11 protein-coding genes and 1 riboswitch are annotated in these 14,754 nt (G+C 73.8%); of the genes, 6 read left to right on the top strand and 5 right to left on the bottom strand.

The window, feature by feature from the left end:
- Positions 1 to 42: 42 nt before the first annotated feature.
- Positions 43 to 1,119, bottom strand: a complete 1,077-nt coding sequence (locus ACWCPI_RS00055; RefSeq protein ID WP_451035911.1) for a hypothetical protein — start codon at positions 1,117 to 1,119, stop codon at positions 43 to 45.
- 793 nt (positions 1,120 to 1,912) lie between these two features.
- On the opposite strand from ACWCPI_RS00055, the gene ACWCPI_RS00050 reads away from it, so the two are divergent.
- The 4 genes from ACWCPI_RS00050 (at position 1,913) to ACWCPI_RS00035 (ending at position 5,221) form a co-directional block, all read left to right on the top strand.
- Positions 1,913 to 2,353 (top strand): hypothetical protein, encoded by a 441-nt coding sequence (locus ACWCPI_RS00050; RefSeq protein ID WP_451035910.1) that lies wholly within the window; start codon positions 1,913 to 1,915, stop codon positions 2,351 to 2,353.
- Between the two features lie 393 nt (positions 2,354 to 2,746).
- Positions 2,747 to 4,033 carry a precorrin-6y C5,15-methyltransferase (decarboxylating) subunit CbiE gene (gene cbiE / locus ACWCPI_RS00045; RefSeq protein ID WP_451036338.1) on the top strand — a complete coding sequence of 429 codons (1,287 nt, stop codon included), beginning with the start codon at positions 2,747 to 2,749 and terminating at the stop codon, positions 4,031 to 4,033.
- Positions 4,030 to 4,779, top strand: a complete 750-nt coding sequence (cobM, locus tag ACWCPI_RS00040; RefSeq protein WP_451035909.1) for a precorrin-4 C(11)-methyltransferase — start codon at positions 4,030 to 4,032, stop codon at positions 4,777 to 4,779. The genes cbiE and cobM overlap by 4 nt, the downstream gene beginning before the upstream one ends.
- Positions 4,769 to 5,221: a GNAT family N-acetyltransferase gene (locus ACWCPI_RS00035; RefSeq protein WP_451035908.1), complete on the top strand. Its 453-nt coding sequence runs from the start codon at positions 4,769 to 4,771 to the stop codon at positions 5,219 to 5,221. The genes cobM and ACWCPI_RS00035 overlap by 11 nt, the downstream gene beginning before the upstream one ends.
- Before the next feature lie 7 nt (positions 5,222 to 5,228).
- On the opposite strand, the gene ACWCPI_RS00030 is transcribed toward ACWCPI_RS00035, so the two are convergent.
- The gene (locus ACWCPI_RS00030) at positions 5,229 to 6,347 is read right to left on the bottom strand and encodes a cobalt-precorrin-5B (C(1))-methyltransferase (RefSeq protein WP_451035907.1); all 1,119 of its coding nucleotides are present in this window, start codon (positions 6,345 to 6,347) and stop codon (positions 5,229 to 5,231) included.
- A gap of 87 nt (positions 6,348 to 6,434) precedes the next feature.
- On the opposite strand from ACWCPI_RS00030, the gene ACWCPI_RS00025 reads away from it, so the two are divergent.
- Complete coding sequence (locus ACWCPI_RS00025) at positions 6,435 to 7,175, top strand: cobalt-precorrin-6A reductase (protein ID WP_451035906.1); 741 nt, start codon at positions 6,435 to 6,437, stop codon at positions 7,173 to 7,175.
- 98 nt (positions 7,176 to 7,273) lie between these two features.
- Here ACWCPI_RS00025 and ACWCPI_RS00020 read toward each other — a convergent pair whose 3' ends face one another.
- The 3 genes from ACWCPI_RS00020 to cobG are packed head-to-tail and all read right to left on the bottom strand — an operon-like array spanning position 7,274 to position 10,724.
- The gene (locus ACWCPI_RS00020; protein WP_451035905.1) at positions 7,274 to 8,761 is read right to left on the bottom strand and encodes a precorrin-2 C(20)-methyltransferase; all 1,488 of its coding nucleotides are present in this window, start codon (positions 8,759 to 8,761) and stop codon (positions 7,274 to 7,276) included.
- On the bottom strand, positions 8,758 to 9,429 hold the full coding sequence (locus tag ACWCPI_RS00015; protein ID WP_451035904.1) for a precorrin-8X methylmutase: 672 nt from the start codon (positions 9,427 to 9,429) through the stop codon (positions 8,758 to 8,760). Before ACWCPI_RS00015 ends, ACWCPI_RS00020 begins: the two co-directional genes overlap by 4 nt.
- Positions 9,426 to 10,724 carry a precorrin-3B synthase gene (gene cobG / locus ACWCPI_RS00010; RefSeq protein ID WP_451035903.1) on the bottom strand — a complete coding sequence of 433 codons (1,299 nt, stop codon included), beginning with the start codon at positions 10,722 to 10,724 and terminating at the stop codon, positions 9,426 to 9,428. Before cobG ends, ACWCPI_RS00015 begins: the two co-directional genes overlap by 4 nt.
- Positions 10,725 to 10,826: 102 nt before the next feature.
- Positions 10,827 to 10,901: riboswitch (cobalamin riboswitch) on the top strand.
- A gap of 91 nt (positions 10,902 to 10,992) precedes the next feature.
- Here cobG and cobN point away from each other — a divergent pair.
- Positions 10,993 to 14,613: a cobaltochelatase subunit CobN gene (cobN, locus tag ACWCPI_RS00005; RefSeq protein ID WP_451035902.1), complete on the top strand. Its 3,621-nt coding sequence runs from the start codon at positions 10,993 to 10,995 to the stop codon at positions 14,611 to 14,613.
- Positions 14,614 to 14,754: the final 141 nt, after the last annotated feature.

Genomic DNA, 14,754 nt, shown 5'->3' with positions numbered 1-14,754 from the left:
CCGGCTCGGTGGCCGAACTGGATCAGCTACCGCTGATGGCCGTCAGCCGTGGTGCTCGTTCGAGTGGTGCTCGCCCTTCTTCGAGTGGTGCTCGCCCTTCTTCGGGTGGTCGGGCTTCTTGGGGTGGTCGGGCTTTGACGGCAGGTGGGGCTTTGACGGGAGGTCGGGCTTTGCCGGGAGGTGTGGCTTCGAGGGGAGGTCGGGCTTCTTGGGGAGATCCGGCTTGGCGGGGAGTGCGGGCTTGGCGGGCAGTTCCGGCTTGGCCGGCAGGGCGGGCTTGGCGGGAAGTGCGGGCTTGGCGGGCAGTTCCGGCTTCGCCGGCAGGGCAGGCTTGGCAGGAAGTGCGGGCTTGGCCGGCAGGGCGGGCTTGGCGGGCAGTTCCGGCTTGGCCGGCAGGGCGGGCTTTGCGGGGAGTGCGGGCTTGGCGGGCAGTTCCGGCTTGGCGGGGAGTGCGGGCTTTGCGGGGAGTGCGGGCTTGGCGGGCAGTTCCGGCTTGGCGGGGAGTGCGGGCTTGGCGGGGAGTTCCGGCTTGGCCGGCAGGGCGGGCTTGGCGGGGAGTGCGGGCTTGGCGGGCAGTTCCGGCTTGGCCGGCAGGGCGGGCTTGGCGGGAAGTGCGGGCTTGGCCGGCAGTTCCGGCTTGGCCGGCAGGGCGGGCTTGGCGGGAAGTGCGGGCTTGGCGGGCAGTTCCGGCTTGGCGGGGAGCGCGGGCTTCGCGGGCAGTTCTGGCTTGGCCGGCATCGCGGGCTTGGCGGGAAGGACAGGCTTCGCCGGCATCGCGGGCTTTGCGGGAAGTACGGGCTTGACGGGGTGAGCCGGCTTGACCGGAAGAACGGGCTTGGCCGGGAGTTCGGGCTTGGTGGGCTTGACCGGGTGGACCGGGTAGGCGGGCTTGGCCGGGAGTTCGGGCTTGGTGGGCTTGACCGGGTGGACCGGGTAGGCGGGCTTGGCCGGGAGTTCGGGCTTGACGGGCTTGACCGGGTGGACCGGGTAGGCGGGCTTGGCCGGGAGTTCGGGCTTGACGGGCTTGACCGGATGGACCGGGTAGGCGGGCTTGACCGGGTGGACCGGGTAGGCGGGCTTGACCGGGTGTACGGGGTGAGCGGGCTTCCCAGGGTGCACGGGGTGAGCCGGCTTCGCATGGTGGATCGGGTGGGCCGGCTTCGCCGCGTGCGCGGGGTGGGCGGGCTTCGTTCCGTGGGCCGGGTGGGCAGGCTTCGCCGGGTACGGGGGGTGCGGGGTGGTGTGGTCTCCTGCGGAGGCAGTACTCGCGCTCCCCAGCGCGGCTGCGGCCAGCGCGGCAGCCATGGCCGCCGGCACCAGAACAGATCGCCATCTCGGCGATGGTGTCATCTTCTCCACTCTCCTCGACTTGGGTCAGGGCCTAGTGACAACTCGTCAGCACCAAGAGCCGGACAGTGGAATGAATAGGAAATCGGTTGATATGAATAACGCGGCGGCGCCCATTAGTCACCGGATGGTGTAGTACTCCGAGCCCTGGTTGACCCGGGCGGCGGCGAACCCCCGCCTCGTCCCACGGCGCCGATGGCCCATCGGGTGATGCCATCGCGGTCCGCCCGCAGCCGGCCGGTCGCACGGGCGAGGTGAACGGCCCGTACTGCGCCATGGATTACTGCCGCCCCGACGTCCAGGTGGCCACGTACAAGGGCTGTGCGGTCGCCGAGATGCCGGACGGCGAGCCGCAGGCCCCGAGGTCGGTCCCCGTCCCGTTCTGCAGCGGGACCGGGCCGATCTCCTGCCGTCGGCGGCGTCCGCTTCAGGGCCGAGAACCCCGGGGCATTGCCGCGCGTACCTGTCCGACAACGGTGTTTCCACGGACGATCTTTAATGACACCCTGACGAACGCCCGGGATCCCGCATCACCGGGACGGGGACACCGGAAGGAAGCGCAGGCATGATTGAGTGGGTGTCACTCGGTACCGGAGCCCGGCCCGTTCCCCAACCCGCGGCCACGCCGCTGGTGTGGGCCGCCGCGTCCGGCGGCGCGCTGCTCCTGGTGGCCCTGCTGAACTTCCTCGTCGGCATCGGACGCCCCTCGCTCGCCCTGGTCGTGCTGTCCCTGCTCGCGGCGTTTCTCGGGCTGCGCGCCCACTTCGCCGCGGCGCCCGGTACGGCCGTCCTGTGCTGGCTGTTCCTCAACGGCTTCGCCATTCCGCCCGCCGGCACCCTCACCTGGGCCGGGCACCGCGACACGTTCTGGCTCTCCTGTCTGCTCGCCGCCACCCTCCTCGGCACGACCCTGGCCCGCCTCCTGCACGCCCGTGCCGCCTACCGCCGCGTCCGGGCGGGCGGCGACGTCCCGCCCGACCCGTACCACGACCCGATCGACCACTGAACCCGCCCTCGGGGCGGGCGGTCGAGGACGGCACGACGGAATGACGCCTTGGGCCACACAGGAGCTCCCATGCGGACCGTCCAGGACACGCCACAGGGCGTTCACGCCGCGTCACGCGGCTCAGTGGGTCGGCCGCCGCGAGCACCTGTCCGTTCGTGACGGCGATGAAGGCCGGCGCCCACACCTCAGGGCGCGCTGCCGTCCTGCCCGTCCATCACCTGGCACCCGCCCTCGTCGTCGGCGCAGTGGTGGCCAGCGCCGCATGGCCGGCCTCGCGCCCGCGCGCGTAACGGCGGTGCGCGGGGGCGACCCGACCGAGGAAGCGCAGGCCACCGCCCCGTAAAGTGCCTCTTCGTTGCCCTGCCGAGCCCGAGGAACCGAGCCGTGACCTCCGTGAACCCCGCCGATGCCGCCGGACCCGCCGGAGCCGGAACCGCCCGGCCCGTCGCCGTGACCGTCGTCGGGATCGGAGCCGACGGCTGGGCGGGTGTCCCGGACGCCTCCCGTACCGCGCTGCTCGACGCCGAGGTCCTCATCGGGGGGCCACGCCAACTGGACCTGCTGCCGCCCGAGTGCCCGGGGGAGCGGATCTTCTGGCCCTCACCCCTGCGGCCGGCCGTCCCCGGCCTGCTCGCCGCGCACGCAGGCCGCCGTATCGCGGTCCTCGCCAGCGGCGATCCGATGTTCTACGGCATCGGCCGCGCCCTCACCGAGGTGCTCGGCGCCGGTGCCGTACGTGTCCTGCCGCATCCCTCCTCCGTGTCGTACGCCTGTGCCCGCCTCGGCTGGCCGCTGGAGGACGTGGAGGTCGTCACACTGGTCGGCCGGCCCGCCGCCCGCCTGGCCGCCGCCCTGCACGAGGGCCGCCGGCTCCTGGTGCTCAGCGCCGACGCCACCACCCCCGGGGAGGTCGCCGCCCTGCTGCGGGACCGCGGCTTCGGGCCGAGCAGGATGCGCGTGCTGGAACAACTCGGCGGCCCTGGGGAACGGATCACGGCCGAGGACACCGCCGACACGTGGTCCCAGCCGCCCGGCGACCCCCTCAACCTGGTCGCCGTCGCATGCCGGCGCGCCCCGGACGCAGCCCGCCTGGGCGCCGTACCCGGACTGCCGGACGCCGCCTACGCACACGACGGCCAGCTCACCAAGCGCCATGTCCGCGCCGCCACGCTGGCCGTTCTCGCGCCCGCCCCCGGGGAACTCCTGTGGGACATCGGCGGCGGTTCCGGCTCGATCGCCGTGGAGTGGATGCGGACGCACCCCTCGTGCCGGGCGGTCACCGTGGAGCGCGACCCGGTGCGGGCCGAGCGCATCGGACGCAACGCCGAGCGGCTGGGCGTCCCGGGACTGCGCGTGGTCACCGCTGCCGCACCCGCCGTCCTGCCCGAACTCCCCGTTCCCGACGCCGTGTTCATCGGCGGCGGGCTCACCGCGCCCGGCCTCCTCGACGCCTGCTGGGAGGCGCTGCCCGTCGGCGGGCGGCTTGTCGCCAACACCGTGACACTGGAGTCGGAGGCGCTGCTGACCGACGCCTACCGGCGCCTCGGCGGCGAACTGACCAAGCTCGCGGTGGCCCACGCCGTCCCGGTGGGCGGCTTCACCGGCTGGCGGCAGGCGATGCCGGTGACGCAGTGGGCCGTGGAGAAAACCCTCGATTCCCTTCCTGGAGCAGACAGATGACCGTGTACTTCATCGGTGCCGGCCCCGGCGCCGCCGACCTGATCACGGTGCGCGGCGCCCGTACGCTCGCCGCCTGCCGGGTCTGCCTGTACGCGGGCAGCCTGGTGCCGCGCGAGCTGCTGGCCGAATGCCCGCCGGACGCACGGCTGGTGGACACCGCGCAGCTCAACCTCGACGAGATCACCGCCGAGTTGCTGCGCGCGCACGAGGAGGGGCACGACGTGGCCCGGCTGCACTCCGGGGACCCGTCGGTGTTCAGCGCGGTCGCCGAGCAGATGCGGCGGCTGGACGCGGCCGGGGTGCCGTACGAGGTGGTGCCCGGCGTGCCCGCCTTCGCCGCCGCCGCGGCATCCCTGAAGCGTGAGCTGACCGTGCCGACGGTCGGCCAGAGCGTCATCCTCACCCGCGTCGCCAACCGCGCCACCGCCATGCCCGAGGGCGAGGACCTGGCCACCCTCGGCCGCAGCCGGGCGCTGATCGTGCTGCACCTGGCGGCCAAGTACGTGGACCGGGTGGTCGAGGAGCTGCTCCCGCACTACGGCGCCGACTGCCCGGCCGCCGTGGTCGCCTACGCCTCCCGCCCCGACGAACTGATCATCCGCGGCACGCTCGACGACATCGCCGGGCAGGTGAAGGAGGCCGGCGTCCTGCGCACCGCCGTGATCATGGTCGGCCGGACGCTGGGCGCGGAGCAGTTCCGCGACAGCCACCTGTACTCGCCGGAGCGGGAGCGGCATGTCTGCTGACCCCCTGATCCGGCGGGCCGCGGCAGGGGACGCGGAGCGCCTCACGGCGATGGTCCGGGAGTCCGGCGCCTACCAGGGGCCGTACGCCTCGATCGTCGCCGGCCACCGGGTCACCACCGCATATCTCGCCCGGCACCCGGTCTTCCTCGCCGAGGACCCGGCCGGGCGGCTGCTCGGCTTCTACGCCCTCGTGCTGGATCCGCCGGAGCTGGACCTGGCGTTCGTCGCCGACGACGCCCAGGGCGGCGGTGTCGGCCGACTCCTGATCGCCCACATGCTCGACCGGGCCCGGGAGGCCGGCCTGGCCGGGGTGCGTGTGGTCTCGCATCCGCCGGCCGAGGGGTTCTACCGGCGGATGGGCGCCGAGCGCGTCGGCACGATCGCACCGTCGCCGCCGGCGGTCACCTGGGAGCGCCCGGAGCTGTGGTTCGCGCTGTCCTGACCCCCGCCTACCGCACCGCGCTGCGGCCCACGATCGTCCCCTCCCGGTCGATGCAGATCACGTCGACCGCGACGGGGGCGCCCCGCAGCACGGCCAGGGCCTCGTCGCGGGCGGTGACCGCCACGAGATCGCCCAGCGGCACGCCGGCCGCCGCGCACGACTGGAGGGCGGCCAGGCCGGTGTTGGCGCGCGCGACCTCGGCGACCAGCGCCTCGTCGGCACCGCCCCGGCGGGCCAGCTCGGCCAGGAAGCCCTTGTCCACCTGGGAACGGGCGGAGTGCAGGTCCAGGTGGCCCGCGGCGAGCTTCGACAGCTTGGCGAAGCCGCCGCAGATGGTGAGCCGGTCGACCGGATGGCGGCGTACGTACTTCAGGACCGCGCCCGCGAAGTCGCCCATGTCGAGCAGGGCGTCCTCGGGCAGCCCGTACGTGGCCACGACGGTCTTCTCCGAGGTGGAGCCTGTGCAGCCGGCCACATGCGTGCGCCCGGCGGCCCGTGCCACGTCCACCCCGCGCCGGATGGAGTCGATCCACGCCGAGCACGAGTACGGCACCACGATGCCCGTCGTGCCCAGGATGGACAGCCCGCCCAGGATGCCGAGACGGGGGTTCCAGGTGGAGCGGGCGATCTCCTCGCCGTGGTCGACGCCGACGGTGATCTCGACGTCGCCGCTGCCGCCGTACCGCCCCGCGACCAGGGCGACATGGTCGCGCATCAGCTGCCGCGGCACCGGGTTCACGGCCGGTTCACCGACGGCCAGCGGCAGTCCGGGGCGGGTGACCGTGCCGACGCCGGGGCCCGCTCTGAAGACGACGCCGGCTCCGGCGGGCAGCGCCCGCACGGTGACCCGGACCAGCGCGCCGTGGGTGACGTCCGGATCGTCGCCGGCGTCCTTCACGATTCCGGCCGTCGCGAACCCGTCCGCGAGTTCCTCGACCGCCAGCGCGAAGGACGGTGTGTGGCCCTTGGGCAGCGTGATCGTCACCGGATCGGGAAACTCGCCGGTCAGCAACGCCGTGTACGCGGCCGTCGTCGCCGCGGTCGCGCAGGCACCCGTGGTCCAGCCGTGCCGCAGCCCGGTGTGCTTCAGTTGGGCGCCACGGCCGCCCTTGGCCTCGCTGCTCATGCCTCACTCTTGGGGACTTCTCGGAACTCTTCGGAACCCTGGGAAATCTGGGAAATCTGGGAACTCTTCGGAAGGAAACCGGACTTCGTGCACGTACTGATCCTGGGTGGAACCACCGAGGCCCGTCGCCTGGCCGAACTCCTGGCGGCCGCCGCCCGGCCCGGGCTGCGGGTGACGAACTCCCTGGCCGGACGCGTGACCGCGCCCCGGCTGCCGCCCGGCGAGGTACGGGTGGGCGGCTTCGGCGGGCCCGAGGGGCTGGCCGCGTGGCTGCGTGAGCACGAGGTGGACGCACTCATCGACGCCACCCACCCCTTCGCTCGGACGATCAGTTTCAACGCGGCGCGGGCCGCCGCCACCGCCCATGTTCCCCTGCTCGCGCTGCGGCGTCCCGGCTGGGTCCCGGTGGAGGGCGACCAGTGGCACGAGGCCGGCTCACTGGAAGAGGCGGCCGGACTGCTGCCCGCACTCGGCCGACGGGTGTTCCTGACCACCGGACGCATGGGCCTGGCGGCCTTCGCGGCCCTGGACGACCTGTGGTTCCTCGTGCGCTCCGTCGACGCGCCCGAGCCGCCGCACCCACCCCGGATGGAGGTGCTGCTCGACAGGGGCCCGTTCACCCTCGACGGTGAACGCGAGCTGCTGCGCCGGCACCGCGTCGACGTCGTGGTGACCAAGGACAGCGGGGGAGCGGCCACCGCGCCGAAGCTGACCGCTGCCCGCGAGGCCGGGCTGCCCGTGGTCGTGGTGCGCAGACCACCGGTGCCCGAAGGGGTGCGGGTGGTGGCCGAACCCGAGCGGGCCGCCGAGTGGATCGCGCAGCGGTAGCGCCCACCGGCCGGTGACGAGGGGCGTCCACCCGCCGTGCCGCCGACGGCTTTGCGAACGCCTCCCGCACCTGGCGCGTCAGTACACGCCCGTCGCTCTCAGACCTCCGGGTAGCGGCGTGGCGTCCAGACGACCTCCTCGCCGTCCCCGCGCCGTACGACCCGCGACTGGGAGGAACCGACCAGCAGGATGGTGCGCATGTCGACCTCGGCCGGGTCGAGGTCCGCCAGCCGTACGATCCGCACCCGCTCGCCGGATCCGCCGACGTCCCGCGCGACGACGACCGGCGTGTCGGGCGCCCGGTGTTCCAGCAGCAGTTCGCGAGCCTTGCCCACCTGCCAGGTGCGGCTGCGCGAGCCGGGGTTGTACAGGGCCAGCACCAGGTCCGCCGAGGCGGCGGCGCGCAGCCGTTCGGCGATGACCTCCCAGGGCTTGAGCCGGTCGGAGAGCGAGAGGGTGGCGTAGTCGTGCCCGAGCGGGGCACCGGCGCGCGCGGCGGCGGCGTTGGCCGCGGTCACCCCGGGCAGCACCCGCACGGGAACGTCCGCGTACTCCTTCTGCGAGGCGACCTCCAGCACGGCCGTGGCCATCGCGAAGACCCCCGGATCGCCGCCGGAGACGACGGCCACCCGCCGCCCCCGCTGGGCGAGTTGCAGCGCGAACTCGGCGCGCTCGGCCTCCACCCGGTTGTCGGAACCGTGCCGGTGCTGACCGGGACGGACCGGCACCCGGTCCAGGTACGTCGTGTAACCGACGAGATCGTCCGCGGCGGCCAGCGCGCCCCGCGTCTGAGGCGTCAGCCACAGCGGGCCGGCGGGCCCGGTGCCGACCACCACCACCTCCCCCCGCTCCCGCACGGGGGGCTCGGCGTCGACCCGGCTGGGCAGCACGGCCACCGAGAAGTACGGCACCGACTCCGCGTCCACGTCGGCCAGTTCGGCGAGCCGCTCCCCGGCCATGGTGGCCCGCTCGACGTACCGTGCCTCGTCCAGCCGCCCCGAACTCGCCAGGGCGCCACGCACCTTGGTGAAGGTACGGCCCAGCTTCATCACCACCGCCGCGTCCGTCGCGGCGAGTCGCGCGGTCAGCTCCTCCTCGGGGAGGGTGCCCGGCAGGATGGTGAGCACCTCCTCGCCCTCGGCCAGCGGGGTGCCCAGCCGGGCCGCCGCGGCGGACACCGAGGTGACACCGGGGATCACCTCGGTGTCGTAGCGGTCGGAGAGCCGCTTGTGCATGTGCATGTAGGAGCCGTAGAAGAGCGGGTCGCCCTCCGCGAGGACGGCGACCGTCCGGCCGGCGTCCAGGTGCGCGGCCAGCCTCTTCGACGCCTCGGCGTAGAACTCCTCCATGGCGCCCTTGTAACCGCCGGGATGGTCCGTGGTCTCCGTGGTGACGGGGTAGACCAGCCGTTCCTCGATGTGGTCGGCCCGGATGTGCTTCGCCGCGATCGAGCGGGCGATGGACCGGCCGTGCCGGGCGCTGTGGTACGCGACCACGTCCGCCTCGGCGATGACCTCGACGGCCCGCACGGTCATCAGGGAGGGGTCGCCGGGGCCGAGCCCGACGCCGTACAGCTTCCCGCTCACTCTTCCTCACTCGCGATCGCGTTGAGCGCGGCGGCGGCGATGGCGCTGCCCCCACGACGGCCCCGTACGACCAGGTGCTCCAGGCCCGACGGGTGGTCGGCCAGGGCGTCCTTGGACTCGGCGGCGCCGATGAAACCGACCGGCACGCCTATGACCGCGGCGGGGCGGGGCGCGCCCTCCTCGATCATCTCCAGCAGCCGGAACAGGGCGGTGGGCGCGTTGCCGACCGCGACGACCGAGCCCTCCAGCCGGTCCCGCCACAGCTCCAGCGCGGCGGCGCTGCGGGTGGTGCCGAGCCTCGCCGCGAGCTCCGGGACGGCCGGGTCGGACAGGGTGCACAGCACGTCGTTGCCGGCGGGCAGCCGCTTGCGGGTCACGCCGCTGGCCACCATCTGCACGTCGGTGAAGATGGGCGCGCCGGCGCGCAGGGCCGCACGGGCCCGGGACACGACCGCGGGGGTGTAGGCCAGGTCCCGTACCAGGTCGACCATCCCGCAGGCGTGAATCATCCGGACCGCGACCTGGCTGACGTCGGCGGGCAGGCCCGCGAGGTCCGCCTCCGCGCGGATCGTGGCGAAGGACTGGCGGTAGATGGCCGCGCCGTCCTTCTCGTAGTCGTACGTGGTCACGGTGTTCTTCTCGCTGCTCTCGGTCGTGATACGGCTCATGAAGTGATCGCCGCCAGGGCGGCGGCGAGGTCGCGGCTGTCGTCCAGTAAGGCCGCACGCGGCGGTCGTCCCGCCGTGACGGCGGTGAGCTGGTAGCCGTCCTCCCGGGTGGCCACCACGTCGATCCGGTCGCCCCGGGGATGTCCGCAGCGCCGCTCGCATCCGGACCAGTACAGCGGCACGGGCGCACCGCCCGCGGCGGCCAGGCCACGTTCCGCGTCGGCTCGTACGTCGGCCCGGGACTTGGCGCAGCCGGGCCGGCCGATGCACGCGCCGACCCGCAGCCAGGGGGAGGCGGGGTCGGTGACGAGACCGGCGGCGGCGAGCCGGGCGAGCGCGCCCGCGGCGTCGTCCGGGCCCACTCCCGGGAGGGGGACGACGACACCGCGCCAGGGCGTCAGCCGCAGCTCGTCCACCGCGGCACCCCTCAACTCCCGCCACTGCCGCGGCGTGAGCCGGCCGAGCGGAACGTGTACGCACAGGGCGGCCCCGACGACCCCGGGAGGCGGCCCCTGCCCGCCGTCCGCGCCGACCGAAGCCCGCAGCGGGGCGCGGATGCCGTCGGCGGCCAGCGCGCGCCGGACCTCCCGCACCAACTCGTCCTGGGGGAAGGGCAGTTCACTGATCCGCCAGACACGTGCCCCGCGGCCTTGGGCCAGCGCGAGGAACGTCTGCGCCGCCACCAGCGCGGCACGTGGCGCGTCCTCGCCGGACACGTACAGACACTCGCCCGCCGAGCCCAGGCCGAGCAGCGCGCCCCCGTCCGCGACGGCCCGTACGGTCACGTCGGCGCCGAGCCCGGCCACGTCTGCGCGCCCGTCGTCCAGCGCGAACAGGAACCGCCCCGACAGCGCCCGTGCCGCCGGGCTCGCGCACAGCGCCTCGTCGAGCGCCGACAGCCACGGCCGTACATCGCGCACACCGCGTCCGTCGAGGCCGGACAGCGGCGAGGCGACGATGTTGCGGACCCGTTCGTGCTCGTGCGAGGGCAACAGGCCCGCCGCGTCGAGCACCTCGGTGAGCTGCGCACCGCATGACTCCCGAAGTCCGCGCAGCTGCACATTGCCCCGCGAGGTGAGATGAAGATCACCATCGCCCAGCCGTCCGGCCGCGTCCGCGAGCGCCTCGGCCTGCGCGACGGTCAGCACTCCGCCGGGAACCCGGACCCGCGCCAGGGCGCCGTCGTCCGCCGTATGCAGCCGCAGCGTCCCCGGGCAGGCATCACCGCGGCCCCGTGAGGCCGCTGTGGCCTGGGGCGATGAGGGGACGGCAGGCGTGGACATGGCGGCGAGCATACCGACCGCCGTACGAGCGGTACGCCCCGCCCTTTTCAGGCGACCCTTACTATGCTCCTCGGCGGATCATCCGGTCCGCCATCGCCAAGACGGCGAGCAGGGGAGGAAGCCCGGTGCGAATCCGGCGCGGTCCCGCCACTGTGAGCCCGCCCCGCAAGGCGGGTGAGCCAGGAACTCCCTTCCCCGAGCGCTCGGCTGCGCACGAGCAGGGGAGACCCCAACCCGACACCGCCCGGGGCGCGGACACCCCGAGGAAGGCCGACGCCGCATGCTGCATTCTTCCGGGGGTCGCTCCCCGCACCCCCGCATCCTGCTCCTGTCGACGTCCGACACCGACCTGCTCAGCGCCCGCGCGGCCGGCGGCCCGGTGCCCTACCGCTTCGCCAACCCGGCGCGCCTCCCGCTCGACGACCTGCCCGGCCTCCTCGACGGCGTCGACCTCGTCGTCGTACGCCTTCTCGGCGGCATCCGTGCCTGGCAGGACGGCCTCGACCTGCTCCTCGCCGACGGCCGCCCGGTCGTCGTCCTCACCGGCGAACAGGCCCCGGACGCCCAGCTGATGGCCGCGTCCACGGTGCCGGTCGGCATCGCCGCCGAGGCCCACGCCTACCTCGCCCACGGCGGCCCCGCCAACCTGGAGCAGCTGGCCCGCTTCCTGTCCGACACGGTCCTGCTGACCGGGCACGGCTTCGAGGCCCCGGCGCCCGCGCCGAGTTGGGGCCCGCTGGAACGCCAGTCCCGCGCGACGGACGGCCCGACGGTGGCCGTGCTCTACTACCGCGCCCACCACATGAGCGGCAACACCGCCTTCGTGGACGCCCTGTGCGGCGCGATCGAGGACGCGGGCGGCCGTGCGCTCCCGCTGTACGTGGCGTCCCTGCGCGCCCCCGAACCCGAGCTGATCGACGAACTCCGCGCCGCCGACGCCCTCGTCACCACGGTCCTCGCCGCCGGCGGCACCAAGCCCGCCGAGGCGTCCGCGGGCGGCGACGACGAGTCCTGGGACGCCGGCGCGCTCGCCACCCTGGACGTGCCCATCCTGCAGGCCCTGTGCCTGACCGGCTCGCGCGCCGACTGGGAGGAGAACGACGAGGGCGTCTCCCCGCTCGACGCGGCCAGCCAGATCGCCGTCCCCGAGTTCGACGGCCGCCTCATCACCGTCCCGTTCTCCTTCAAGGAGTTCGACGAGGACGGGCTGCCCGCGTACGTCGCCGACCCCGAGCGCGCGGCCCGCGTCGCCGGGATCGCCGTACGCCACGCCCGTCTTCGGCACATCCCGGCCGCCGACAAGCGTCTCGCGCTCGTGCTGTCCGCCTACCCGACCAAGCACTCCCGCATCGGCAACGCGGTGGGCCTCGACACCCCCGCCAGCGCGGTCGCGCTGCTGCGCAGGCTGAAGGCGGAGGGCTACACCTTCGACGACGTCCCGGGGCTGGTCTCGGGCGACGGCGACGAACTGATCCGCGCGCTGATCGAGGCCGGCGGCCACGACCAGGACTGGCTCACCGAGGAGCAGCTCGCCCGCAACCCGGTCCGGATCCCGGCGGCCGACTACCGCCGTTGGTTCGCCACGCTCCCCGAGGAGCTGCGGTCGGCCGTCGAGGAGCACTGGGGCCCGCCACCCGGTGAGATGTTCGTCGACCGCAGCCGCAACAAGGAGGGCGACATCGTGCTCGCCGCCCTCCGCTTCGGGAACCTGCTGATCCTGATCCAGCCGCCGCGCGGTTTCGGTGAGAACCCGATCGCCATCTACCACGACCCGGACCTGCCGCCCTCCCACCACTACCTGGCCGCCTACCGCTGGATCGCGGCCCGTGCGGAGGACGGCGGCTTCGGCGCCGACGCGATGATCCACCTGGGCAAGCACGGCAACCTGGAGTGGCTGCCGGGCAAGAACGCCGGTCTGTCCGCCGCCTGCGGTCCCGACGCGGCCCTCGGCGACCTCCCCCTGATCTACCCCTTCCTCGTCAACGACCCCGGTGAGGGCACCCAGGCCAAGCGCCGCGTGCACGCCACCCTCGTCGACCACCTCGTGCCGCCCATGGCCCGCGCCGACTCCTACGGCGACATCGCGCGCCTGGAGCAACTGCTCGACGAGTACGCCCAGATCTCCTCCATGGACCCGGCGAAGCTCCCGGCGATCCGCGCCCAGATCTGGACCCTCATCCAGGCCGCCAGGCTCGACCACGACCTCGGCCTGGAGGACCGCCCCGACGACGACGGCTTCGACGACTTCCTGCTGCACGTCGACGGCTGGCTCTGCGAGGTCAAGGACGCCCAGATCCGCGACGGCCTGCACGTCCTGGGCAACCCGCCGGCGGGGGAGGACCGCGTCAACCTCGTCCTGGCCATCCTCCGCGCCCGCCAGATCTGGGGCGGTACGACGGCCCTGCCCGGCCTGCGCGAGGCCCTCGGCCTGGACGAGTCCGCCGCGACCCGCACCACCGCCGACGAGGCCGAGGCCAAGGCCCGTGCCCTCGTCCAGGCGATGGAGGACGCGGACTGGGACCCGGCCGCCGTCCCCACCGGGCACGGCGAACAGGTCGCGGCCGTCCTCGAGTTCGCGGCCCGCGAGGTGGTCCCGCGCCTGTCGGCGACCACCGCCGAACTCGACCACGCCGTCCACGCCCTGGCGGGCGGCTTCGTCCCCGCGGGCCCCTCCGGGTCTCCACTGCGCGGCCTGGTGAACGTCCTTCCGACCGGCCGCAACTTCTACTCCGTCGACCCCAAGGCCGTCCCCTCCCGACTCGCCTGGGAGACCGGTCAGGCCCTCGCGGACTCGCTCCTGGAGCGCTACCGCGCCGACAACGGTGAATGGCCCACCTCCGTGGGTCTGTCGCTGTGGGGCACGAGCGCGATGCGCACGGCGGGCGACGACGTGGCCGAGGCCCTCGCCCTCCTCGGCGTCCGCCCGGTCTGGGACGACGCCTCCCGCCGGGTGACGGGCCTGGAGCCGATCCCGTACGAGGAACTGGGCCGCCCGCGCATCGACGTGACCCTGCGCATCTCGGGCTTCTTCCGGGACGCGTTCCCGCACACCATCGGCCTGCTGGACGACGCCGTACGTCTGGCCGCCTCCCTCGACGAACCGGCGGAGGCCAACCACGTACGCGCCCACGTCCAGGCCGACCTGGCCGCCCACGGCGACGAACGCCGCGCCACCACCCGTATCTTCGGCTCCCGCCCCGGCACCTACGGCGCCGGCCTGCTCCAGCTCATCGACTCCCGCGACTGGCGCACCGACGCCGACCTCGCCGAGGTCTACACGGTCTGGGGCGGCTACGCCTACGGCCGCGAACTGGACGGCCGTCCGGCCCGGGACGAGATGGAGACGGCGTACAAGCGGATCGCCGTCGCGGCGAAGAACACCGACACCCGCGAACACGACATCGCCGACTCGGACGACTACTTCCAGTACCACGGCGGCATGGTGGCGACCGTCCGTGCCCTGCGCGGCACGGCCCCCGAGGCGTACATCGGCGACTCCACCCGCCCCGAGACGGTCCGCACCCGCACCCTGGTCGAGGAGACCTCCCGCGTCTTCCGCGCCCGGGTCGTCAACCCCAAGTGGATCGAGGCGATGCGCCGCCACGGCTACAAGGGCGCCTTCGAACTCGCCGCCACGGTCGACTACCTCTTCGGCTACGACGCCACCACCGGCGTGGTCGCCGACTGGATGTACGACAAGCTCACCGAGACCTACGTCCTGGACCCGGCCAACCGCGAGTTCCTCCAGCAGGCCAACCCCTGGGCCCTGCACGGCATCGCCGAGCGGCTGCTGGAGGCCGAGTCCCGCGGGATGTGGGAGAAGCCGGACCCGGCGGTGCTGGACGCCCTGCGCCAGGTGTACCTGGAGACGGAGGGGAACCTCGAAGGGGGCGAGGACTGAGGGCTGCGGGCGAGCGCGCCGCCAGGACCTCCGCGACACGGCGGAGGTCCTAGGTCGTGTCCGCAAAGTCCCGCCTGCCCCGCGACGCCTGGCACGCACTCTCGCCGCACCGGGCGAAAGCCCACGTACAACCAGTACGAG

The sequence above is a fragment of the Streptomyces sp. NPDC001920 genome (assembly GCF_053594495.1).
The sequence above is the reverse complement of the archived record's forward strand: the minus strand, read 5'-3'. Positions and strand labels throughout refer to the sequence as shown.